Origin of the sequence: Kitasatospora sp. NPDC057692, assembly GCF_042799475.1 — a bacterium.
GTDB lineage: Bacteria > Actinomycetota > Actinomycetes > Streptomycetales > Streptomycetaceae > Kitasatospora.
In genome coordinates, this window is record NZ_JBHVIV010000010.1 from 143,243 (window position 1) to 164,931 (window position 21,689).

General features: G+C 75.7%; 20 protein-coding genes. 10 read left to right on the plus strand and 10 right to left on the minus strand.

The annotated features are described in order from the left end of the window. The first annotated feature begins 46 nt into the window (after positions 1–46). On the plus strand, positions 47–634 hold the full coding sequence (locus ACFVFS_RS09080) for a lytic polysaccharide monooxygenase (protein ID WP_380621758.1): 588 nt from the start codon (positions 47–49) through the stop codon (positions 632–634). Positions 635–731: 97 nt separating this feature from the next. Here ACFVFS_RS09080 and ACFVFS_RS09085 read toward each other — a convergent pair whose 3' ends face one another. Then, positions 732–1,151 (minus strand): cold-shock protein, encoded by a 420-nt coding sequence (locus tag ACFVFS_RS09085; RefSeq protein WP_380621760.1) that lies wholly within the window; start codon positions 1,149–1,151, stop codon positions 732–734. Between the two features lie 106 nt (positions 1,152–1,257). Further along, positions 1,258–2,592 (minus strand): PLP-dependent aminotransferase family protein, encoded by a 1,335-nt coding sequence (locus ACFVFS_RS09090; protein ID WP_380621762.1) that lies wholly within the window; start codon positions 2,590–2,592, stop codon positions 1,258–1,260. Between the two features lie 139 nt (positions 2,593–2,731). Here ACFVFS_RS09090 and ACFVFS_RS09095 point away from each other — a divergent pair, with 139 nt between their 5' ends. After that, on the plus strand, positions 2,732–3,517 hold the full coding sequence (locus ACFVFS_RS09095) for an enoyl-CoA hydratase-related protein (protein ID WP_380621764.1): 786 nt from the start codon (positions 2,732–2,734) through the stop codon (positions 3,515–3,517). 50 nt (positions 3,518–3,567) lie between these two features. Here ACFVFS_RS09095 and ACFVFS_RS09100 read toward each other — a convergent pair whose 3' ends face one another. Then, complete coding sequence (locus tag ACFVFS_RS09100) at positions 3,568–4,266, minus strand: SDR family NAD(P)-dependent oxidoreductase (protein ID WP_380621766.1); 699 nt, start codon at positions 4,264–4,266, stop codon at positions 3,568–3,570. 142 nt (positions 4,267–4,408) lie between these two features. Between ACFVFS_RS09100 and ACFVFS_RS09105 the strand changes: the two genes are divergently transcribed. After that, entirely contained in the window at positions 4,409–5,299 is an 891-nt protein-coding gene (locus ACFVFS_RS09105) for a LysR family transcriptional regulator (RefSeq protein WP_380621768.1), read from the plus strand. A gap of 422 nt (positions 5,300–5,721) precedes the next feature. Next, entirely contained in the window at positions 5,722–6,849 is a 1,128-nt protein-coding gene (locus ACFVFS_RS09110) for a nucleotide disphospho-sugar-binding domain-containing protein (protein ID WP_380621770.1), read from the plus strand. Positions 6,850–6,906: 57 nt separating this feature from the next. On the opposite strand, the gene ACFVFS_RS09115 is transcribed toward ACFVFS_RS09110, so the two are convergent. After that, positions 6,907–8,184 (minus strand): sensor histidine kinase, encoded by a 1,278-nt coding sequence (locus tag ACFVFS_RS09115; RefSeq protein WP_380621772.1) that lies wholly within the window; start codon positions 8,182–8,184, stop codon positions 6,907–6,909. Positions 8,185–8,367: 183 nt separating this feature from the next. On the opposite strand from ACFVFS_RS09115, the gene ACFVFS_RS09120 reads away from it, so the two are divergent. After that, positions 8,368–10,167, plus strand: a complete 1,800-nt coding sequence (locus ACFVFS_RS09120; protein WP_380621774.1) for an HSP90 family protein — start codon at positions 8,368–8,370, stop codon at positions 10,165–10,167. After that, complete coding sequence (locus ACFVFS_RS09125; protein WP_380621776.1) at positions 10,164–12,275, plus strand: hypothetical protein; 2,112 nt, start codon at positions 10,164–10,166, stop codon at positions 12,273–12,275. Before ACFVFS_RS09120 ends, ACFVFS_RS09125 begins: the two co-directional genes overlap by 4 nt. An 80-nt stretch (positions 12,276–12,355) precedes the next feature. Here the strand turns inward: ACFVFS_RS09125 and ACFVFS_RS09130 are convergent, their stop codons facing one another. Next, positions 12,356–13,045, minus strand: coding sequence for a polysaccharide deacetylase family protein (locus ACFVFS_RS09130; protein ID WP_380621778.1), 690 nt, complete (start codon positions 13,043–13,045; stop codon positions 12,356–12,358). 244 nt (positions 13,046–13,289) lie between these two features. Here ACFVFS_RS09130 and ACFVFS_RS09135 point away from each other — a divergent pair, with 244 nt between their 5' ends. Beyond that, entirely contained in the window at positions 13,290–14,069 is a 780-nt protein-coding gene (locus ACFVFS_RS09135; protein WP_380621780.1) for a GNAT family N-acetyltransferase, read from the plus strand. Positions 14,070–14,112: 43 nt separating this feature from the next. Here the strand turns inward: ACFVFS_RS09135 and ACFVFS_RS09140 are convergent, their stop codons facing one another. Together ACFVFS_RS09140 and ACFVFS_RS09145 are read right to left on the minus strand one after the other, a co-directional pair. After that, positions 14,113–14,406 (minus strand): putative quinol monooxygenase, encoded by a 294-nt coding sequence (locus tag ACFVFS_RS09140; RefSeq protein WP_380621782.1) that lies wholly within the window; start codon positions 14,404–14,406, stop codon positions 14,113–14,115. Beyond that, positions 14,403–15,284, minus strand: coding sequence for a helix-turn-helix domain-containing protein (locus ACFVFS_RS09145; protein ID WP_380621784.1), 882 nt, complete (start codon positions 15,282–15,284; stop codon positions 14,403–14,405). The genes ACFVFS_RS09140 and ACFVFS_RS09145 overlap by 4 nt, the downstream gene beginning before the upstream one ends. A gap of 233 nt (positions 15,285–15,517) precedes the next feature. Here ACFVFS_RS09145 and ACFVFS_RS09150 point away from each other — a divergent pair, with 233 nt between their 5' ends. Continuing rightward, a complete protein-coding gene (locus ACFVFS_RS09150) occupies positions 15,518–16,141 on the plus strand; it encodes a DoxX family protein (RefSeq protein ID WP_380621786.1) in 624 nt (207 codons plus the stop codon). A 38-nt stretch (positions 16,142–16,179) separates the two neighbouring features. On the opposite strand, the gene ACFVFS_RS09155 is transcribed toward ACFVFS_RS09150, so the two are convergent. Continuing rightward, complete coding sequence (locus ACFVFS_RS09155; RefSeq protein ID WP_380621788.1) at positions 16,180–17,436, minus strand: alpha/beta hydrolase; 1,257 nt, start codon at positions 17,434–17,436, stop codon at positions 16,180–16,182. A 153-nt stretch (positions 17,437–17,589) separates the two neighbouring features. Between ACFVFS_RS09155 and ACFVFS_RS09160 the strand changes: the two genes are divergently transcribed. Both ACFVFS_RS09160 and pip read left to right on the plus strand, forming a co-directional pair. Further along, positions 17,590–18,042 carry a MarR family transcriptional regulator gene (locus ACFVFS_RS09160; protein WP_380621790.1) on the plus strand — a complete coding sequence of 151 codons (453 nt, stop codon included), beginning with the start codon at positions 17,590–17,592 and terminating at the stop codon, positions 18,040–18,042. An 80-nt stretch (positions 18,043–18,122) separates the two neighbouring features. Further along, complete coding sequence (pip, locus tag ACFVFS_RS09165; RefSeq protein ID WP_380621792.1) at positions 18,123–19,082, plus strand: prolyl aminopeptidase; 960 nt, start codon at positions 18,123–18,125, stop codon at positions 19,080–19,082. Between the two features lie 265 nt (positions 19,083–19,347). Here pip and ACFVFS_RS09170 read toward each other — a convergent pair whose 3' ends face one another. Then, positions 19,348–20,220, minus strand: coding sequence for a hypothetical protein (locus ACFVFS_RS09170; RefSeq protein WP_380621794.1), 873 nt, complete (start codon positions 20,218–20,220; stop codon positions 19,348–19,350). A 121-nt stretch (positions 20,221–20,341) separates the two neighbouring features. Beyond that, a complete protein-coding gene (locus tag ACFVFS_RS09175; protein WP_380621796.1) occupies positions 20,342–21,445 on the minus strand; it encodes an NADH:flavin oxidoreductase/NADH oxidase in 1,104 nt (367 codons plus the stop codon). Positions 21,446–21,689 lie beyond the last annotated feature (244 nt).

A 21,689-nucleotide genomic window follows, 5' to 3' on the forward strand; every position in this document is an offset into this window, starting at 1 on the left:
GCCGCCCGCGCCGGGCGCACTCTCCATCCCCCCACGGAGGAGCATCATGCGCAAACGCCACATCGTCGGCGCGGCCCTGGCCGCGCTCGCCGTCCCGCTCGCGATGGCCGTCCCGGCCAACTCGCACGGGTTCATCAACCTCCCGCCGAGCCGCTCCGCCCTGTGCGGCGCGGGCGTCGTCAGGAACTGCGGCGACATCCAGTGGGAGCCGCAGAGCGTCGAGGGGCCGAAGGGCTTCCCCACCCGCGGTCCGGCCGACGGCACCATCTGCGCGGGCGCCGACGCCCGCTGGGCGCCGCTGGACAACCCGCGCAACGGGGCCTGGCCGACCACCAAGGTGACCGGCGGTGCCCAGCAGACCTTCACCTGGGAGATCGAGGCCCGGCACTCGACCACGAACTTCCGCTACTTCCTGACCAAGCAGGGCTACGACCCGACCCAGAAGATCACCCGGGCCAGCCTGGACCTCACGCCGTTCCTGACGGTTCCGTACAACGGCCGCCAGCCCGCCGCCGTCACCACCCACACCGCGACCCTCCCCACGGGCCGCACCGGGCACCACGTGGTGGTCGCGGTCTGGGACGTCGCGGACACGGCGAACGCGTTCTACTCCTGCACCGACGTGCTCTTCTGAGCCGCGCTCACCCCGTACGACCGCCGGCCGGCCCCCGTTGCGGGGGCCGGCCGGCGGCACGGCGGTCCGGGGCCCCGCGATCCGCCGGGCCCCGCGCTCAGCCCTCGGTCCAGCCGTGGCCCTTCGCGCACTGCAGCACGGCGTTGCGCACCTTGAGGACCTGCTCGCCGGTGAGCGACGGCACGTGCTCCAGCAGCAGCTCGGTCACCTCCACCAGGAGCTCCGCGGAGGTGAGGACGTCGCACTCCACCTCGTCGCTCTCGGCCGCCGCCCGCGCGGCGGACACCGCCGGGCCGGCCGGCCGGACCAGCGCCCCCTTGGGCAGGCGCACCGAGGAGGCCTTCAGCCCCCGGTCGCCCTCCTCCATCTCGAACTCGACCACCAGGCCCGAGTGCACCAGCGACTCGGGCATCAGCATGTCGTTGACGTGCAGGAAGACGTCCTCCCCGCCGTGGTCCGGAGCGATGAACCCGTACCCGCGCACACTGTCGTACCGCACCACTCGACCGGTGACCACAACACACCCCCAAGGACAACAACCCGGGCCCCCTGCCCGACACCTGACGTAGAGGATAGAGGACCGGCCGCCCGGTGTGCGCCCCCGGCCGCCGCGGCGGCCCCGCTCAGGGGGCGATGGACTCGATCGCGGCCCTCAACCGCTCCAGCACTCCGGCGAGTTCGGCGCGCGGCGGAGTGGCCAGGGCGAGTCGCAGCGCGGCCGGGCGGTACGGGCCGGTAGCGAAGGCGTCGGCCGTCGAGACCAGGATGCCCCGCTCGGCGAGGACGGCGGCGGCGCGGTCCGGGCGCTGGTGCGGCTCCAGGGACAGCCACAGCAGGTACGAGGCGGGGTGCGCCCGGACGTCCAGACCGGCGAGGGCGGTGCGCGCGATGCGCTGGCGCTCGGCGGCGTCCGCCCGGCGCTCGCGCTCCAGACGAGCCACCGTGCCGTCGGCGAGCCAGCCGGTGGCGACGGCGGTGACCAGGCCGGGTGCTCCCCAGGCGGCGGCGCGCAGGCCGCGCGTCACCGGCCGCAGCAGGGCGTCGGGCACGACGGCGAAGCCGAACCGGAGCCCGGCGGCGACGCTCTTGGACAGTCCGGCGACGTAGCAGACGCGCTCGGGGGCCAGGGTCCGCAGCGGGGGCGGCGGAGCGGCCTCCAGGAAGGCGTAGGTGCCGTCCTCCACCAGCAGGAGGTCGTGGGCGCGGGCGAGGGCGGCCAGCCGCTCGCGCCGGGCGGCGTCCAGGACCCAGCCGAGCGGGTTGTGCACGGTCGGCATGGTGTAGACGGCGCGCACCCGGCGGGCCCGGCACAGCCGCTCCAGCGCGTCGAGGTCCGGGCCGTCCGGGGTGACCGGCACGGGGGCGAGCTCCAGGCCGCGGTCGGCGGCCGGCAGTTTGATCCCCGGGTAGCTGAGCGCGTCGACCGCGAGGACGTCGCCGGGCCGGGTGACCGCGCGCAGCACGCAGTCCAGCGCCTGCTGCGCCCCGGCGGTCAGCAGCACGTTGCGCGGGGCGGTGTCGATGCCGCGCTCCAGCAGGTGGGTGGCCACCGCCGCCCGGTCGTGGTGGTGGCCGCCGGGCGGGTGCTGGCGCAGCAGCGCGGTGACGTCGCCGGAGGCCGCGAGGGCGCGCAGGGCCTGGCGCAGGTCGTCGTCCTGGCCGGGGGAGAGCGGTTGGTTGAACGAGAGGTCGGCGACCCTCGGCACCGGGAGGTCGCGGGAGGGTTCGAGGCCGTCGTAGCCGGAGCGGACCCTGACGAAGGTGCCCCGGCCCTGCTCGCCGACCACCAGCCCGGCGGCGGAGAGCTCGGCGTACACCCGGGTGGCGGTGGCCGGCGCGATGCCGCGCTCGCGGGCGAGCGCGCGGTGGGTGGGCAGCCGGGTGCCGGCCGGCAGGGCGCCGGAGCGGATCGCGTCGGCGTACTCGTCGACGACGGCCTTGTAGGCGGGCGGTCGCATGTCGGCACCTCTCGGTCGAGCGGAGCGGGCAGGGCCGGTGGCGGGCCGGTGAAGTGTATCCAGGACAATTCCTGGATTGCCCTGCCTGCCCGCTCCTAGCCTCGGCGGCGAACCCGGCCAGCGGAAACGGAGTACGGGCATGACCGTGCACAGCGCACGCGACGGCGACGTCGCGATCCTGACCATCGACCGCGCGAGCAAGCTCAACGCGCTCGACTACCCGACCATCGACGCGCTGCTCGCGCAGCTCGACGCCGCCGAGCGCGACGACGGCGTCCGGGCGGTGATCCTCACCGGTGCCGGAGACCGCGCCTTCAGCGCCGGCGCGGACATTCCCTCGCTGGCCGGCAGCATCGCCCGCTCCGCGGACGGGCCCGAGACGGCGCTGCGCGAGATCGTCCGGCGCGGGCACGCGCTCACCCGGCGCGTCGAGGAGTTCCCCAAGCCGGTCATCGCCGCCGTCAACGGCCTCGCGTACGGGGGCGGGTGCGAACTCACCGAGGCCGCGCCGCTGGCCCTGGCCGCCGAGCACGCGACCTTCGCCAAGCCGGAGATCACCCTCGGCTTCCCGCCGCCCTTCGGCGGCTCCCAGCGGCTGCCGCGGCACGTCGGGCGCAAGCGCGCACTGGAGCTGATCCTCACCGGCGACCCGGTCACGGCCGCCCGCGCGGCCGAACTGGGACTGGTCAACGCGGTCGTGCCGGCCGGTGAACTCCTCGACGCGGCCCGCGACCTGGCGGCCCGGATCACCCGGCACGCGCCCACCGCGGTGGCCGCCTGCCTGCGGGCGGTGACCCGGGGCGTCAACCTGCCGATCGAGGAGGGCCTGGCCGTCGAGGCCGCCTGGTTCGCCGCCACCGTGCCCACCGAGGGCGTGCGCGAGGGCCTGCGCCGCTTCCTGGACCGCTCCGCCGCCGAGCGCTGACCCGCCGAGCGCTGACCCGGCGGGCACCCGCCGGGGCGGTGCCGCGGCCGCTACCAGGGCACGACCTGCCCGAGGTGGTCCACGAAGCGCAGGCCGCGCGCCCCCCGGTGGTGCTCGATCGTCGCCACCACCCCTGGGACGCTCTCCTCGACGCTCAGCTCCGCCCCGGGGCCGCCGAGATCGGTGCGCACCCAGCCCGGGTCCATGAGCAGCAGCGTCCGGCCGTCCCCGGCGTGGCGGGCGGCGTGGCAGCGCATCAGCTGGTTGAGCGCGGACTTGCTGGCCCGGTACAGGTCCTGCCCGCCCCTGGTGTTGTTCGCGACGCTGCCCTGGTCGGAGGACATCACACCGATGGTGCCGGCCGGTGCGACCAGCGGACGGAGGGTCTCGACGACGCGCATCGGGCTCAGCGCGTTGGTCACCATGACCTCGGTGAACATGTCCGTCGGCACCTCGCCGATCGGGAGGTCGCCGCGGGCGATGGCGGCGTTGACGAAGAGCAGGTCGAGGGTGCGCCCGGCCAGGCGGTCGCGGAGCGCCGCGATCTGGTCCGGATCGGTCATCTCCAGCGACTCGACGGTCAGCCGGCCCTCGGGCGAGGCGTCCCGCAGCTCGTGCAGGCCGGTGGGCCGGACGCCGCGGACGGTGCCGATGACGTCCCAGCCGAGCCGGAGGTACTCGGCGGCGATACCGAGACCGAGGGTGCGGGAGGCGCCGACGACGAGGGCGGTCGGACGGGAGGCGGTCATGGATGGTCCTGTTCGGGGAGGTTCGGGAAGGGCGAGGGCGCGGATCACGCGTCCGCACCGGGCGGACGCTCGCCCGGCCAGTCTCCGAGCACCCCGGTCCGGGGGTCCAATACCCTTGCGGGCGCATTGATACCGTCCGGGTATGGATCTGGACCTGCGCAAGCTCCGCTACTTCGTCGCGGTCGCCGAGCACCGCCACTTCGGCCGCGCGGCCGAGGCGCTGTTCATCGCCCAGCCGGTTCTCAGCCGCCAGATCCGCGCGTTCGAGCGCGAGTTGGGCCTCCCGCTGCTCAACCGGACCACCCGGAGCGTCGAACTCACCGCCGCCGGTCGGCAGTTGTACGAGGAGGCCGGCCGGATCGGCGGTGCGGTGGACGGCGCGCTGCACCGCGTGCGGGAGGCGGGGCGCGGCGAGCGGCGACTGGTCGTCGGATTCTCGGCCGGGCTGCACGTGGCGGAGGCGATCCGGGCGTTCACGGCGAGCCACCCGGGGATCGCCGTGGACGTCCTCCCGCTGCCCTGGACGGAGCGGGACGCGCCGCTGCGCGAGGGCCGGGCGCACGTGGCGTTCCTGCGCCACCCCTTCGACGACACCGGACTGCGCACCGTGCCGATCGGGCGGGAGAGCAAGGCCGCCTGCCTGCCGGTGACCCATCCGCTCGCGGGCCGCGACGCCCTCACCCTGGCCGACCTCGACGGCGAGCCGCTGCTCGACGCCCGGAGCCGGCGGACCTCCTCGCTGGACGAGAAGTTCGAGCTGGTCGCCTCCGGGCAGGGCGTCGCCCTCGTCCCGCTGAGCATCACCCGCTCGTACGCCCGCCCGGACCTGGTCTACCTGCCGGTCACCGACTTCCCGCCGGTCGCGACCTGCCTGGCGGCGCCGGAGGGGCACGGCCCGGGCCCGGTGGCGGACTTCCTCGCGACGGCCACCGCGGTGCTGCGCCCGGACGGCGGCGGGAGGGCCCCGGAGCCGGATCCGCCCCGCCCCGCGCCACCGGTCCCGGAGCGGGCGAACGCGCGGCCCGGTCGCTGAGGCGCCGCCCGTTCGTACCGGGCGGCGGCGGCCCGCGCCCGCGGGCGGGGTGGGACACCACGATCGCGCCGCCGCCAAGCGCCGGGCCGCCCAGGACGACCGCGAACGGCGGGAACAGGCCAGGTCGCGTTCCCGGGCCCGGCGCCGCGGCCGGTGTCCCGTCCGGCCCGCCGACCCGCCGGTTCCGCCGTCCCGCCCGCTCCACGGCTCCACCGGGACGGGCGGGGACCCGGCGCGCGCCGCCCGTCGGGCGCCGCTCCGGGGGAAACGCGAGCCCCCGGCCCCGCTCCGCCGAGTTCGAGAACGTCCGATTATCGATCCCACGGGGAAGAGCGGCTGACCGTCCGTCAGTTGAGGGCGGCAAGTGGATCGCTCCCGTGCGATCCGATGACGACCGACCCGCGAACGACCAGGAGACAGCTGTGCGCATTCTCTTCACCGGCCCGGCCGCACCAAGCCACTTCTTCCCGATGGTGCCGACCGCCCAGGCCCTGCGGGCCGCCGGGCACGAGGTCCTGTTCGCCAGTCCGCGGCCGTTCGACGAGCTCCGCCAGGCCGGGTTCCCGATCGTCGAGATCGGCGACGGGCGGCCCTTGAAGGAGGCCTTCGAGGAGGCCTTCGGCACCCGGGCGCACTACGCCCAGCCGGATCTGACGCAGGACGAGATCATGGAGCTCGGCGCCGCGGCCTTCGCCCTCGGCTCACGCTCCACCGTGGAGGACCTGCTGGCCGTGGCCGCCGGCTGGGACGCCCGGCTGATCATCCACGACTCCTGCCTGGCCTCCGCCCAGCTGGTCGCCGCCAAGCTCGGCATTCCGGCGGCGCTGCAGAACTTCGGCTTCAGCTCCGGCCTGGAGATGGCCGCCCGGCTGGCCGCCCGGTTCACCGACCTCTACGAGAAGCACGGCGTGGCCGGGCCCGCCGAGACCACCCCGCTGAACATCGTGCCCGCCTCGCTCGGCGGCGACCCGACCGGCCTGCGGATGCGCTACCTCCCGTACAACGGCGGCGGCGTGGTCCCCGCCGCGCTGCTGCACCGGGGTGCGCGGCCGCGGGTCGCGGTGACCCTCGGCACGGTGATCGCCGGGACGGACGGGCTGGAGGCGATCGCCCCGCTGACCGAGGCCGCCGCCGGGGTCGACGCCGAGTTCCTGCTCGCCGTCGGGGACGCCGACCTCGCCGACCTGGGCAGCCTGCCGGCCAACGTCCACGCGCTGCCGTGGGTGCCGCTCGCCGAGCTGCTGCGGGTGTGCGACGCGGTCGTCCACCACGGCGGCTCCGGCAGCACCCTCACCGGGATGCAGGCCGGCCTGCCCCAGCTTCTGCTGCCCCAGGGCGCCGACAACTTCACGGTCACCGACGCCATGGTCGCCACCGGGGCCGCGCTGCGCTCCACCAGTGCGGACGTCGACACCGAGCTGCTCACCCGGCTGGTCACCGACCCCGTGCTGCGCGAGGCCGCCACCCGGCTGCGGGCGGAGAACGACGCCCTGCCGTCGCCGGCGGAACTGGTTCCCGACATCGAGGCCCTCGTCACCGCCCGTTCCTGATCCGGCGTTCGTCCCCCGGCTGCCCCGGACCGCCCGTGCGGCGGCCCGGGGCCGTCCTCAGGGAGCCCGTCGGTGCCGCGCCGGGTCCGGCCCGCCGACCGGTGCCGGGAGGGTGAGCAGGACCGCGAAGCCGCCCTCGGCACGGGGGCCCGCGCTCACCGTGCCCCGGTACACCCGGGCGCGCTCGCGCATGCCGATCAGGCCCTGCCCGGTGCCGGGGGCGGCGGGCGCCCGGCCCCGCCCGTCGTCGGTGATCCGCACCACGACGGTCCCCGGCTCGTAGCGGACCGTCACGGCGGCGGTGGCCGGGCCGGCGTGTTTCAGCACGTTGGTGAGGGCCTCCTGGACGACCCGGTACGCGCACAGGTCCAGGCCCGGCGGCAGCGGGAACGGCTCGCCCTCGACCGCCAGGGCGACCGGGGTGCCGGCCGCCCGGACCCGGGCCAGCAGCTCCTCCAGCCGGGCCAGCCCGGGGGAGCGGGAGCGGCGGCCGTCCTGCGGGTCCGTCTCCGCGGCGCCCTCCCCGCCGCCTCCCTGCCCGCCGCCGTGCTCCGTCCCGCCCTCGGGGCCGATCCGCAGCAGCACCAGCAGCCGCCGCAGCTCCTCCAGGGCCTCCCGGCTGGTGCCGGCGATGGTGTCCAGCGCCTGGCGGGCCGCCGCCGGGTCCTCCTCGAACACGTACGACGCCACGCCCGCCTGGAGCGACACCACGGACAGGTGGTGCGCGACGACGTCGTGCAGCTCCCGGGCGATCCGCACCCGCTCCTCGGTCACCGCCTGCCGGGCCCGCGCCTCCTGCTCGGCGTGCAGCCGGCGGGTCAGCTCGGCCAGCCGGCCGCTGCGCCGGGCCGCGTTCCCGGCGGCGGTCCCGCAGGAGAGGACGACCACCGGGAACGCCACCGCCTGGACCAGCACGGACCGCAGCGACCCGTGGCCCGCGTACAGCAGCCCGCCGAGCACCCAGGTGGCGCCGACGGCCGCCGCACCGGGCCCGGCGGTCCTGATCGGGCGGTGCGCCGCGACCGTGTACAGCGCGATCAGCGGGGCCACGGCGGTGACGACGGGCCAGTAGCCGCAGGCGATGAAGACGATCCACAGCGCGTCGACGACGGCCAGCGCCACCACCGGCGCGAACCGCCGGGTGCCGAGCGCCGCGCTCACCACCACGACGAGCCCGGCACCCGGCCCGTCCAGGGCGGACCAGCCCTCCGGCGGAGGCTCCTGGCCGATCAGCAGGCTCGCGGCCGCGAACGCCCCGGCGAGCAGCGCGTCGGCCACCAGTGGCCGGCGCAGGCCGCCCGGCGCCTGGCCGACGGGTCCCAGTTCCGGTTCCACCGGCGCAGCCTACGGTCCGAACAACCGTTGCTCCACGGGCCGGGGGCGGTATCCGGACCCGTCACGGCGGGGGAGCGGCCCGGGCCGTCCCGGCCGCCACCGGTCGAACCCCAGCACGAAATTCGCTCCCCCGTGTCGGTGCCGGAGCCTAGGGTGCTCCCAACACGACCGGGGAGAAGAATCGTGAGCCAAGCCTTTCGCGTCGACCTGCGCGGAATGGTCGATCTGCTGAGCCACCACCTCTACACCAGCCCGCAGGTGTACATCCGCGAACTGCTGCAGAACGCGGTCGACGCCATCACCGCCGTGCGCCAGGACGGCGGCCCGGCCGGGTACACGCCCAGGATCGCCATCTCCTCCGGCGAGGCGACCGGCGACGGTTCGCTGACGATCAGCGACAACGGCATCGGGCTGAGCGAGGCCCAGGTGCACGAACTGCTCGCCACCATAGGCCGCAGCTCCAAGCGCGACGACCTGGGCTTCGCCCGGCACGAGTTCATGGGCCAGTTCGGCATCGGACTGCTCTCCTGCTTCATGGTCTCCGACGCCATCGAGGTCGCCACCCGCCGCGAGGGCGGGCCCACCGTCCGCTGGCACGGCCGGTCCGACGGCAGCTACACGCTGACCCCGGCCCCCGCCGACCGGCAGCGCCCCGAGGCCGGTACCACCGTCACCCTGCGTCCGCGCCCCGGCTTCGAGCACCTGCTGACCCGCCGCGCCGTCACCGACCTGGTCGCCCACTACGGCGCGTGGCTCCCGCACCCGGTCACCGTCGACGGCGAGCCGGTCACCGGCGGCCCGGCCCCCTGGGAACGCCCCGAGGGCGAGGGCGCCGCCGAGCGCCGGGCCCGCCTGGAGGCGTACTGCGAGGAGGTGTTCGGCTTCGCCCCGTTCGACGTCGTCGACATCGCCGCGGCCGAGGCCGGACTGCGCGGCGTCGCCTTCGTCCTGCCGACGCCGGCCAACCCGGCCGTCCCGGCGGCGCACCGCGTCCACCTCAAGCGGATGCTGCTCTCCGAGGGCGCCGAACGGCTGCTGCCCGAATGGGCCTTCTTCGTGCGCTGCGTCGTCGACACCACCGAGCTGCGGCCCACCGCGAGCCGCGAGGCGCTCTACGAGGACTCGCTGCTGGAGGAGACCCGGGAGGCGCTGGGCGACCGGCTGCGCGGCTGGCTGGTACGCCTCAGCGTCCAGGAGCCGGCCCGGCTGCGCTCCTTCCTGCGGGTACACCACCTGGGCGTGAAGGCGCTGGCGCTGCACGACGACGAGATGCTCAGGCTGGTCGCCGAGTTCTGGCCGATGGAGACCAACGCCGGCCCGCTGACCCTCGCCGAGTTCACCGCCCGCTACGGGCTGCTCCGCTACACCCCGCTGCTGGACGAGTTCCGCCAGCTGGCCCCGGTCGCCGCCGCCCAGGGGCTCGCCGTCGTCAACGCCGGCTACGTCTACGACGCCGAACTGATCGACCGGTTCGCCACCGTCGACCGCTCGCTGCAGACCGAGCAGCTGCGCGCGGCCGACCTCACCACCCACCTGGCCCGGCTGGACGCGGCGGACGAGCGGGCGCTCGCGCCCTTCCTCGCGGCCGCCGACCCGGTGCTCGCCCGCCTCGGCTGCGACCTGCTGGTCCGCTCCTTCGAACCGTCCGGCCTGCCCGCCCTCTACCTGCTCGACGAGGACACCGCCTTCCAGCTGGACGTGCGCGGCGCCCGCGAGCAGGCGGACGACACCTGGGCGGCGATCCTCGGCAGCCTCCGGAGCGAGACCGAGCCCCGGCCCCGCCTGGTCCTCAACCACCGCAACCCGCTGGCCCGTCAGGTGCTCGCCCTGGCCGACCCCCAGCTGCGGGCGATGTGCCTGGAGGGCCTCTACGTCCAGGCGCTGCTGCTCGGCCACCACCCGCTGCGCCCGGCCGACACCGCGGCGCTCAACCAGTCCTTCCTCGGCCTGATCGGCCGGGCCGTCGCCGGAGGCGCAGCGTGAGCCGGACCGAACAGGAACTGCGCGCGCTCTTCCGCAGCACCCGCCTCATGCCCGACGGGGCGGCGAGGTTCGCCGCCCTGGACGAGGTGGTCCGCCACGCCGACGCGCTCGGGCTGGTCGAGTTCGCCTTCGAGGTGCGGATGGAGGCCACCGAGGTGTTCCAGCAGAGCTGGGCGCCGGCCAAGGCCTTCCTCACCTTCTCCTGGTGCCTGGCGGCCTACGACCGCGAGCCGGGGCGCTTCGCGGGCGACCACGAGCACACCCTGCTCTGGCAGCTCAAGTGGATGGTCTCCAGCGTCCACCAGTTCCCGGAGATCCCGCTGGCCCGGTCCGAGGACCTGCTCGACGACATGGACCGCCGCTACCGGCGCGGCGGCCACAGCCCGCACGCCGTCCTCCAGCACCGCGGACTTCTGGCCGAGGCCGTCGGCGACCTCGCCCGGGCGCAGGAGTACTACGAGCAGATGGCGCTCACCCGCCGCGACAGCCTGTCGGACTGCTCCGGCTGCGTGCCCAGCAGCCAGGTGCGGACCCTCGTCGCGCTCGGCCGGGACGAGGAGGCAATCCGGCTCGGCGAGCCGGCCCGCCGCTCGGGCTGCAGCGAGCAGCCGCAGTGGATCAACTCCGAGCTGCTGCTGCCCTATCTGCGGACCGGCCGCGGAGAGCAGGCGGCCGAGGCGCACCGCGTCGCGTACCGGCGGATCCGCCGCAACCCGGCCCACCTCGGCGAGCTCGCCTCCAACCTGCTGTTCTGCGCCCGGAGCGGCAACCCGGGGCACGGGCTCGACCTGATCGAACGCCACCTCGGCTGGCTGGACCGGGCCCGGACCCCGCTGGCCGGGATGGAGTTCGCCGCGGCGGCCGTCGCGGTGCTGTCGGCGGTGCGGGCGGGCGGCGACGGGGAGCTGCCGCTGCGCTTCCCGACCGTCGAGGGCCGACGCCGCCCGGACGCCACGGTCGCCGAGCTCGCCGCCGAGCTGCGCGAGTACGCCCTCGGCCTCGCGGCGCGGTTCGACGAGCGCAACGGCAACGGCTACCAGAGCGCCCGGATGCGGGAGTGGACGGCCGCCGGACCGATCGGGGAGCCGGTCCCGCTCCAGGGCTCCGGCGGGGACCTGCGCGCGCGCAGCGGCGAGCGCGTCCACCGCCTGACCGAGCGGGTCGCGGCCCTCGGCGCGTCCGGCGACCCGGCCGCCGCCGCCCGCGCCCGGGTCGAGCTGGCGGAGTCCCTGCTGGCCGCCGACCGCCTGGCCGAGGCGGCGCAGGCCGCCGAGGAGGCCGTCCGCGAACTGGACCGGCAGAGCGCGCCCGGGGAGACGGCCGGGGATGTGGCCGGCTGCCTCTGGCTGCTCGCCCGCATCGACCAGGAGAACGGCGAGCGCGACGCCGCGGCCGAGCGGCTGCGCCGACTCCTGGACGACACGGTCGGCACCGCCCTCCCCGCCTCGCTGCCGCCCCGCCCCGACCTGGAGGTCCAGCTGGCGGAACTGCTCGGCCACGGCGCGGACCCGGCCGCCCGTTTCCTCGCCGCGGCCCGCGGCTTCGCCGCCGCCGACCGCACCACCGAGCGGCTCCACGCACTCACCCAGGCGATGTGGCGCCACCCCTACGGCGAGACGGCGGCCGAGACCGGCCTCCTGCGCGACATCCTGACCGAGAGCCGCGGCGCGCTCGACACCCTCCTCGACGGAACGCCACCGGACGACACCCCGCGCACCGCCGAGCTCGTCGCCGTCCTGCGCGGCTACGTCGACCAGATCCGCGCGACGGGCCGCCACCGAGAGGCCGCCGACCGGTTGCGCACCGCCCGCACCCTGCTGGAACACCGCCTCACCGCCGACCCGGCCGCGGCCGAGGACCTCGCCGAGGAACTCTGCGAGGTCCTGACCGACCTCGGCGAGGAGCACCTGCGCCTCAACGACCCGCCCGCCGCCGAGGAAGCCGCCCGAGCCGCCCTGGCCGCCGTCGACGACGAGGCCCACACCTGGGACGCGGCCCTCCTCCTGGTCCGCCTCCTGCGCAGCCGCGGCGCCACCGCCGAGGGCACCGCCCTGATGGCCGCCCACGGCATCACCGAGGACGACGCCCTGGACGCCGACGAGTACTGACGACGGTCCGCCCCGGCCCGCCCCGCCCCGCCCCGCCCCGGCCCGCCGACCGGCCGGCCGAGGCGACGGCACGGCTCCGCTCAGCGGCAGGGGAGGAGGGCGAAGGTGTAGCCGCGGGACTTGAGGGTGCGCAGGATGGCCGGCAGGGCGGCGACGGTCTGGCCGCGGTCGCCGCCGCCGTCGTGGAGGAGGACGACGGAGCCCGGCTTCACGGCGTTGAGGACGCGGCGCTCGATGGCGGCGCGGCCGGGGCGGGCCCAGTCCTGGGGGTCGACGCTCCACAGCTGGATGCTCTTGCCGAGGCCAGCCGCGGCCGAGCGGACGGTGCCGTTCACCCCGCCGTAGGGCGGGCGCAGGCACGTCGGGGTGGTGCCGGTCTCTGCCCGGATCCGCTCGTCGGTGGCCGTCACCTGGTACTGGAACGCGGACTTGGAGACGTTCCGCAGATCCGGGTGCGACCAGCTGTGGTTCTGCACGCTGTGCCCCTGGGCGGCCACCTGCCGGGTGACCGCCGGGTTGGCGGCGACGTTCCGGCCGATCTCGAAGAAGGTGGCGCGCACGCCGTACTGGGACAGTAACGCGAGCACCTGCGGGGTGTAGCGAGGGCTCGGGCCGTCGTCGAAGGTGAGGTAGACGACCTTGGCCGCGGCGGCCTGGGCCGGGACGGCCGGCAGGGCGACGACGGCGGTCGCCGCGGCGACCAGGGTTCCGACGGCGAGCCGGGCGGCGCGGCGCCCCCGGGGCCGGTCCGCTGCGCAGGGTGAAGACACAGGTCCTCCAACGGCCGCGGCACGGGAACGAACCCGGTGCCCGCCCCCTGCCCGGCACTGCGCCCCAATCTAGCGCCCGGTTCCCGGACCGTCCCGGGTCCCCGGCGGACCGGGGTCGTACTTCGGCCAGGCGGCGCGGCCCGGCCCGGCCGCCGAACGGGAGGGCCTCCGCACGGGCGGGCCGCCCGGTGCGCCCCCCGGGCGAGGTACCGTCGAAGTCTCCGCGACCAAGGAACGGTTCCCGATGCCCCAGCAGCCCGCGCTCGCCCCGGACGGCGCCCGCCCCGTCGGCGCCGTCCCGCACCCGGCGGAGGCCCCCGGCTCCGCCGCACCCGGCCACCCCCTGGACAACCCGGTGCGCTCCGCCCTGCTCGGTCCGCACGCGGGCCTCGCCGCACGGAACGGCGCCGCGCTGCGCTACCCGGCCGACGTGTCGCCGTTCGTCGCCCTGCCGGACCGGCCCGACGCCCGGGCCTGGCGGGACCTGGCGGCGCTCGTCGAGCCCGGCACCGTCGTCGGCGCCGTCGGCTCCCCGGACGAGGTACCCGCCGACTGGGAGCTGGTCCACGAGCTGCCCGGCGTCCAGCTGGTGGGGGACGCGGTGCGGACCGGGCCCGACGAGGAGGCCGTCCGGCTGGGACCGGCCGACGTGCCGGAGATGCTGGCCCTGGTGGAGCGGACCCGGCCGGGCCCGCTCCTGCCCCGGACCGTCGAACTCGGCCGCTACCTGGGCATCCGGCGCGAGGGCGCGCTGGTCGCGATGGCCGGCGAGCGCCTGCGGCCGCCGGGCTGGACGGAGCTGAGCGCCGTCTGCACCGCGGAGTCGCACCGGGGGCAGGGCCTCGCCTCCCGGCTGGTGCGGGCGGTCGCGGCGGGCGTGCGCGAGCGCGGCGACACGCCCTTCCTGCACACCGCAGCGGTGAACACCGGCGCGATCCGGCTCTACGAGGAGCTGGGCTTCCGGCAGCGCCGACGGGTCACCTTCCTCACCCTGCGGGCCCCCGGCGGCGGCCCCGGGAAGTGACGGCCGCCCGGCCGCGCCCTCGGCCGCGGGCCCGGCCGCCGGTTCAGCGGGCGAACGCCGAGAGCACGTCGGCGAACTCCACCTGCGGCTCCTCGACGAGCAGTTCGGGGAAGCGGGCGAGCAGTCCGGTCACATAGGGGGCGGCGAAGTGGGCGTCGCGGGCCGCGTGGTCGGCGTACCGCTCCACCACCAGGAAGCGGTCGCCGTCCTGGCGGGCGACCGTGTACCCGAGGGCGCCCGGTTCGCGCAGCGTGGACCCGGCCACCTCGCGCAGGGCCGCGTCGAGCGCGGCCGCCTGCTCCGGCCGCGCCCGCAGGATCGCCAGCACCATGGTCATGGGAGTTCCTTCCGTGTCGGTAGGGGGCCAGCCTCGCCGCCGGGGGCGAGCGGCGGATAGTAGAAATGCGACAGGCCCCGCCCGAGCAGGGCGGTCGGCCGCTCGCCGGTGAACCGTCGGAACTCCCGGATGAAGTGGGCCTGGTCGTAGTAGCCGGCCGCCAACGCCGCGGGCAGGTAGTCGGGTCGGTCCTCCCGCAGCAGGTGCCGGGCGAGCCGCTGGAACCGTGCCAGTCGCTGGAACTCCTTGGGCCCGGCCCCCACCGCGGCCGGGAACGCCCGCTGCAGCCGGCGCGCGCCGACCCCGGCCGTCTCGGCGAGCCGGTCCATCCGCAGACCCGCCGGCCGGCGGTAGACGCGTCCGACGGCGGCGTCCAGCCAGGGCTCCGGTCGGTGGTGCTCGGCGAGCAGCCGGGTGAGGAACCCGTCCAGTTCCGCGACCCGCTCCCTGGGACCGGCGGCCGTGCGGACCCGCTCGACGAGCCGCCGGGCGTCCGCGCCCCAGAGGGCCTCGGCGTCCACGACCCGGTCGGCGACCTCGTCGACGCCGAACGGCACCAGGTGGCGCAGCGCGCCCGCCCGCAGCCGTACCGCCAGGAAGCCGGTCGTCCCCGGTCGCCGGTCCAACTGCCAGGCGGAGCGGCGCAGGCAGACCAGGTGCGCGGCCGGCAGCGGCGCCGCCGGCCCGCCGCCGTCGGCCGGGCGCAGCTCCACCCCGCCCGCCCAGTGGACCCACAGCTCGGCACCGGTCCCCGGCAGCAGCCGGGGCAGCGCGTCCGTACCGCCCTCGGACCACCAGTAGCGCTCGACGAATGCCCGCAGCGCGGGCGCGGGCGGTGTGTGGCCGACCCGTTGGCGGTCCGGCGGGGGTGGATTCATGACGGCGATGCTAGAAGACGGCACCCGGCATTCCGCATGTGGTCACGCGGCGCCGGGAAGCCTATGCGGCGCAGCAACAGGGCGCTAAGCTGCGGACTTCTGAGCCAGTACCTGACAGGCCGTGCCACGGCCGGTGCCCCGGGCCGCCCCTCACCCGGATCCCATCGGTCGCGTCACGCCCCGTCGCCGTTCGGTGCTGGGAACTCTGCTGGATCGCATTGAAGGAGGGGCAGATGGAGTCGTTTCGCGTACGGGTGGTCCGGTCGTCCAGACGTCGTGCCGACCGGTTCGCCCGCGCCTACCGGCGCGTGGCGCCCGGGGTGCTGCGGGTCAGCGTGGGAGTGCTGTACCTCTGGTTCGGCCTGCCGAAGTTCTTCGCCGGAGCCAGCCCCGCCGAGGACCTCGCCACCCGCTGCATGAGCCTGATGACCTTCGACGCGGTGCCGCCCGGCGTCTCCCGGTTCCTGCTGGCGCTGATGGAGGTCTCCATCGGGTTCGGCCTGGTCACCGGGGTGCTGCTCCGGCTGACCCTCGCCGTGTTCTTCGTCCACATGACCGGTGTCTTCGCGACGCTGGTGCTGCTGCCGAACGACGTGTGGGCGCACGGCGTCCCCCCGGTGCCGACGCTGGAGGGGCAGTACATCCTCAAGAACCTCGTGCTGATCGCGGCCTGTCTGACCGTCGCCACCCGGGAGCGGCGCCTGCCGGGGGCCGGGACGGGCGCCGAGGTCTTGACCGAGGCCGCCGCCCCGGCCGGGCCGGAGCCCGGAACCGGACCCCGGCCGGCCGTCGCGGCCCGGGCCCGGCGGACCGACCCGCGCGGCCGGTTCGCCAGGCCGAGGGCCGTGCGGCGCTGAGGCCGCGCGGCCGCCCCGGGTGGCCCGGTGATCCTCCGTCAGCCCCGCCGGACCGCCGTCAGCCGGGCGGGCGCGGCGCCGAGCCACCACGCCGGGTCGGCGCTGCCGTCGGTGGTGCGCCCGTCGCGGTGGACGTAGTGCCGCACGTCCCGCCCGGGCTCGGCGAGTTCACCCGCGAGGGCGCGCTCCAGCCACTCGGCGCCGAACCGGAAGACCTCGGCCGCCACGCCGCCGAGAGGGTGGAACTCGTCCTCGTAGACCCGCAGTTCCTTCGGTGCCCGGATCCGCTCGAAACTCTCCAGGGCCTGGGTGAGGTCGGTGAGTTCGTCGAACTCGCCGATGCCGTACAGCACGGGGCAGGTGATGTCCGCGACCAGGTCGCCCAGCGGCATCCGGTCGGCGAGGTCGCGGTCGAAGGCGGCCTCGTCGGTGTACCCGGCCATGTACATGTAGTTGTTCTTGAAGGTGGGCTGGGCGCGCTCGAAGATGGTCGTGAAGTCGCCGGTGACGGCCTCGAAGGCGGCCAGCGCGGCCAGCCGGCCGTCGGTGGCGGCGGCCCGTGAGCCCCAGTAGCCGCTCATCGAGATGCCGAACATGCCGATCAGGTCCGCGTCGACCTCCGGGAGCGCGGCCAGGTGGTCGATGTAACGGCCGATCGCCCGCTCGTAGTTGGTGAGGTCGACGGTCAGGCCGCCGGACCGGCTCTCGCCCTGGCCGGGGCCCTCGATGGAGAGCGCGACCATCCCGCGCGAGGTGTAGTAGCGCTCGGCGGCCCAGATGTAGTCCTCCTTGATCATGTCCATCCCCGGGCCGAGGATCACGGCGGGGGCCCCGTCGACGCGCCCGGCCGGCAGGTGCAGCAGGGCGAAGATCCGCGAGCCCTCGAAGTCCAGCTCCACCCTCCGCACCCGGCCGCCGCGCAGCTCGCCGAGGCGCGCCACGCAGTGGTTGGCGCGCTCGCGCAGTGCCGTCTTGCGCGGGTCGGTGGCGTCGAAGATCGAGTACTGGGCGCGGCCCCACATCACGGCCGCCCGCCCGTAGAGGTCGGCGGCGGTCCGTCCGAAGCCGCCGCGCTCGTGGTGCGCGGCGCGCTCCTCGGCCTGCGCGGCCACGGTCGCCCAGGCCTTGGGCAGCATCGCCCCGCCGCGCACCAGCGCGAAGACCTTGGCGAAGTCGGTGTGGTCGTGGCCGAGTTGCTCCATGGTGCCGACGGCCTCGGGGTGCAGCGCGTCGAAGCCGCCCTGGGCGAGGGCGATGTCCAGGGCCCAGCTCTGGCCGGTCGATCGGACGGTCATGGCGGTGTCCTCCCGTGAGGGTTTCCGGTGGTCGCGGGTACTGCGCGCCGGTTCGCCGGGCGGCGCAGTCGCTAAGTACTTAGTCATTAAGTACTTAGGTTAAACTGCTGTCAAGCCCGACCCTCGGGAACCGCCCGCCGACCAGGAGCGCCGATGACCCCGTCCGAGCCCGACCGCGCCCAGGCCCTCGACCGCCTGGCCCGCGCCGCCTACCGCCTGAGCGCCGCCGACGCCCGCCTGCGCGGCCGGGCCACCCGCACCCCCGGCGCGCTCTCGCTCACCCACGCCCGCGCGCTGCGCACCCTCGCCGACCAGGGGCCGCTGACCATCGGCCAGTTGGCCGCCGGCACCGAGACCACCGGCGCCGCCACCACCCAGCTGGTCAACGGCCTGGCCGCGGCCGGCTACGTCACCCGCACCCGCCCGCCCGGGGACAAGCGCTCGGTGCTCGTCACCCTCACCGACACCGGCCGCGAACGCCACGAGCGCCGCCAACAGGCCCTCGCCGAAGCCCTGGACGCCGACCTCGCCGACTACGACCCGGCCGCCCTCGACAGCGCCGCCGAGGTCCTCCAGCGCCTGTCCGCCGTGTACGACCGCCTCTGACCGGGGCCCCGCCGACCGACCCGGGCGGGATCCCCCGTTCCCGGGCCGTGCGTCGACGAACCCGCGTACGATCGGCCCTCATGGTTGATCTCTATCCTCCGACCGGCCCCTACGACCGCGGGTTCCTCGACACCGGAGACGGCAACCGCCTCTACTACGAACAGCTCGGCAACCCGGACGGCAAGCCCGCCGTACAGCTCCACGGCGGTCCCGGGGCCGGCGCCCCCGACCGTCCGATCCGGGGGTGGGACCCGGACGCCTACCGGGTGGTCCGCTTCGACCAGCGCAACTGCGGGCGCAGCACCCCGCACGCCAGTGACCCGGCGGCGGACATGCGGCTGAACACCACCCGGCACCTCATCGAGGACATCGAGCGGCTGCGCGAACACCTCGGCATCGAGCGGTGGTTGGTCAACGGCGCCTCCTGGGGCTCGGCGCTCTCCGTCGCCTACGCGCAGCAGCACCCGGAGCGGGTCACCGAGGTGGTGATCGCCGCCGTGTTCACCGCCCGCCGCTCCGAGATCGACTGGCTCTACCGGGGCGCCGGGCAGTTCCACCCGGAGGCCTGGGACCGGTTCCGCGACGCCGTCCCCGAGGGCGAGCGCGACGGCGACCTGCTCGCCGCCTACGCCCGGCTGATGGAGCACCCGGACCGCGCCGTCCGCGAGCGTGCCGCGGCCGACTGGCTGGCCTGGGAGGACGCCGTCGTCTCCGGCGAGCCGAACGGCATGCCCGGCATGTACAGCCGCCAGGAGACCGACGCCCGGGTGGCCTTCGTGCGGATCTGCGCCCATGTCTTCGGCAACGGCGCGTGGTGGGAGGAGGGGCGGCTCATTCGCGACGCCCACAAGCTGGCCGGCATCCCGGGCGTGCTGGTGCACGGCCGGCACGACCTGGGCTGCCCGGTGCAGACCGCCTGGGAACTGGCCAAGGCCTGGCCGGGTGCCCGCCTGCACATCATCGAGGACTCCGGCCACGCCGGCAGCGAGCTCATGGGCCGCACCATCCGCGAGGCCTTGGAGGAGTTCAAGACCCGCTGAGCGCCCAACTGCTGTGAAACGCACGCGGCGGGTGCGGCTGCCGGGCCCTGCGGTTCCGGGCCCGGCTCACCGCACCGTCCGCGGCCGGAGGCGGTCGCCTCGCTCGCCGTGTGCCGGAGCGCGGCGGGACGGATCCGTACGGTCGGCCCGCCACGGATCGTCCCCGGCGTCTCCCTGCCGGAGCTGCCGGGGCTGCCGGGGCTGCCGGAGCTGCGGGATCAGCGACCGCCCCGGAAGACCGTCACCTGACCCCGCGCGGGGAGGATCAGCGCGGCCCCGGGCCGTCCGGCAGCCGTACGACGGCGGTGCCGGCCTGGGACTCGCCGAACCCCCAGCCCGTGACCAGGGAGCAGCCGGCCGCCTCCAGGACGTCGCTCCAGGGCCAGTGGTCGGCGCCGGAGTAGAACCCGCCCTCGCTGCGCGCGTCGGCCTCGGAGAGGCAGAGCATGCGGAGGTGGTCGCGGAGCGCGGGATGCGCGACCGCGCCCAGCCGCTCCTCCCAGGGCTCGCCGGCGGGGCGGGCGCGGCTCATGTCCCGGACCGAAACCAGGTGATCGGGGCCGCGCTCGGTGAAGGTGGCGGCCCGCATCGCATCGGTGAGCGTGCCGTCGGTGGCGACGCGCAGCAGCACGGTCAGCCAGGTGTTCAGCTTCGTGGCGTGCGGGTCGGTCAGGTCGACCCCGTGGCGCCCCAGGATTTCACCCAACTCCGAACCGCGCAGCAGCAGTTCACCGTACTCGTCGACGGTGGAGACGGTCCGGAGGTCGGCGACGAAGGCGTCGTCGAACGGCCGGGGGCCCTTGTGCCCGTCCTCGCCCCACACGCCGGTGGCCGCCAGGAGGTCGGCGTCGAAGCGGAACAGCGACCCGCCCAGGTCGAACCGCCACGTGCAGGGGGAGAAGGGGTACTCGCCCTCCAGGCCCGGGAGTTGCCGCGGCGCCCGGTCGGACAGGGCGTCAGGGGCGGTCCAGGGATTGGGGAACAGGAACTCGTCGAGGGAGTCCGAGGCGTAGTAGACCCCGTACCGGGCTGCGGGGTCGAGGGCCGGCAGGTCGCCGAGCAGGATCTCGAAGGCGCCGGCCAGTGCGGCGTCCCAGTCGCTGGAGTCGGCCGCCGGGGCCGTCTCGGGCGTCGTCATGAGCACTCCTTCATGTCACGTCGCGTGGGCACCCGCACGGTACCGATCGCGACCGACACTCCCGCCGCCGGGGCGCCGGCCACCGCCCCTCCCGGCGGGGCGGTGGCCGGCGGTCCGTGCGCTACGCGCGGTGGTACGGCGACGGGGTCGCGACCTCGCCGCCGAGGGCGGTGGCGGCCTGGCGGGCCCAGTACGGGTTGCGCAGCAGCTCGCGGCCGAGCAGGACGGCGTCGGCCCGGCCGTCGGTGACGATCTGCTGGGCCTGGGCGGGGTCGGTGATCAGGCCGACGGCCGCGACCGGCAGGTCGGTCTCCGTGCGGACCGCCTCGGCGAACGGCACCTGGAAGCCGGGGGCGGCGTCGATCCGAGCGTCGGGCACCAGGCCGCCGGTGGAGACGTCGAGCAGGTCGACGCCGTGCACGAGCAGCTCCTTGGCGAGCCGGACGGTCTCCTCCGAGGTCCAGCCCTCGCGCCCGTCCTCGGGGTTCTCGGTGAGCCAGTCGGTCGCGGAGACCCGGAAGAACACCGGCAGGTCCTCGGGCCACACGGCGCGGATGGCGTCCACGACCTCCAGGGCGAAGCGGGTCCGCCCCTCGAAGGAGCCGCCGTACTCGTCGGTGCGGCGGTTGGTGTGCGGGGAGAGGAACTCGTGGACCAGGTAGCCGTGGGCGCCGTGGACCTCGACGACCTGGAAACCGGCGTCGAGCGCGCGCCGCGCGGCGTCGGCGAACTGGCCGACGATCTCCTTGATCTGCTCGACGCTGAGCTCCTCCGGCGCGACCCGGACGTCGTCGAAGGGGACGGCACTGGGGGCGAGGGGCGTCCAGCCGTGCTCCTCGTCCGGCCCGAGGGCGCGGCCGCGGTCGACCCAGGTCCGCTCGGTGGACGCCTTGCGCCCGGCGTGGCCGAGCTGGATCGCGGGCACGGTGCCCTGCGCCTTCAGGAACGCGGTGATCCGGCGGAACGCCTCGGTCTGGGTGTCGTTCCACAGTCCGAGGTCGTAGGGCGAGATCCGGCCCTCGGGGCTGACGGCGGTGGCCTCGACGATGATCAGCCCGGTACCGCCGGCGGCGCGTGCGGCGAGGTGGGTGAAGTGCCAGTCGTGGGGAACGCCCGCCGCCTCGCCGGCCGGTGCGGCGCTGTACTGGCACATCGGCGGCATCCAGATCCGGTTCGGGATGGTGAGCGACCGCAGGGTGAGGGGGCTGAAGAGGCTGGTGCTCATGTCGGACTCCTGATCGGGACGGAGAGGCGGCGAGGAGACGTGCCCACGAGTGATTGCAGGTGCAATCTCTGCGAGAACAATAGTTGCATGCGCGGCCTAAATGCAAGCCGCGTTGAACGGCGCGGGCCCCGGGGGGGCCGTGCGGCCCCCCCGGGCCCCGGGCCCGGCCGGCCGGTCCCCCGGTGGCAAGCCGGGGGCGTAAGCGGGCCGCACCCCCCGGCCGCCGCCCCCGCCAACACCCGGG

Excerpts from the sequence above, each read along its gene's own strand:
- ACFVFS_RS09080 (WP_380621758.1), top strand. The coding sequence starts at position 47 with ATGCGCAAACGCCACATCGTCGGCGCGGCCCTGGCCGCGCTCGCCGTC.
- ACFVFS_RS09160 (WP_380621790.1), top strand. The coding sequence starts at position 17,590 with ATGACCCCGTCCGAGCCCGACCGCGCCCAGGCCCTCGACCGCCTGGCC.
- pip (WP_380621792.1), top strand. The coding sequence starts at position 18,123 with ATGGTTGATCTCTATCCTCCGACCGGCCCCTACGACCGCGGGTTCCTC.
- ACFVFS_RS09090 (WP_380621762.1), bottom strand. The coding sequence starts at position 2,592 with ATGCGACCGCCCGCCTACAAGGCCGTCGTCGACGAGTACGCCGACGCG.
- ACFVFS_RS09140 (WP_380621782.1), bottom strand. The coding sequence starts at position 14,406 with ATGACCATGGTGCTGGCGATCCTGCGGGCGCGGCCGGAGCAGGCGGCC.
- ACFVFS_RS09095 (WP_380621764.1), top strand. The coding sequence starts at position 2,732 with ATGACCGTGCACAGCGCACGCGACGGCGACGTCGCGATCCTGACCATC.
- ACFVFS_RS09105 (WP_380621768.1), top strand. The coding sequence starts at position 4,409 with ATGGATCTGGACCTGCGCAAGCTCCGCTACTTCGTCGCGGTCGCCGAG.
- ACFVFS_RS09100 (WP_380621766.1), bottom strand. The coding sequence starts at position 4,266 with ATGACCGCCTCCCGTCCGACCGCCCTCGTCGTCGGCGCCTCCCGCACC.
- ACFVFS_RS09145 (WP_380621784.1), bottom strand. The coding sequence starts at position 15,284 with ATGAATCCACCCCCGCCGGACCGCCAACGGGTCGGCCACACACCGCCC.
- ACFVFS_RS09155 (WP_380621788.1), bottom strand. The coding sequence starts at position 17,436 with ATGACCGTCCGATCGACCGGCCAGAGCTGGGCCCTGGACATCGCCCTC.
- ACFVFS_RS09170 (WP_380621794.1), bottom strand. The coding sequence starts at position 20,220 with ATGACGACGCCCGAGACGGCCCCGGCGGCCGACTCCAGCGACTGGGAC.
- ACFVFS_RS09175 (WP_380621796.1), bottom strand. The coding sequence starts at position 21,445 with ATGAGCACCAGCCTCTTCAGCCCCCTCACCCTGCGGTCGCTCACCATC.
- ACFVFS_RS09150 (WP_380621786.1), top strand. The coding sequence starts at position 15,518 with ATGGAGTCGTTTCGCGTACGGGTGGTCCGGTCGTCCAGACGTCGTGCC.
- ACFVFS_RS09135 (WP_380621780.1), top strand. The coding sequence starts at position 13,290 with ATGCCCCAGCAGCCCGCGCTCGCCCCGGACGGCGCCCGCCCCGTCGGC.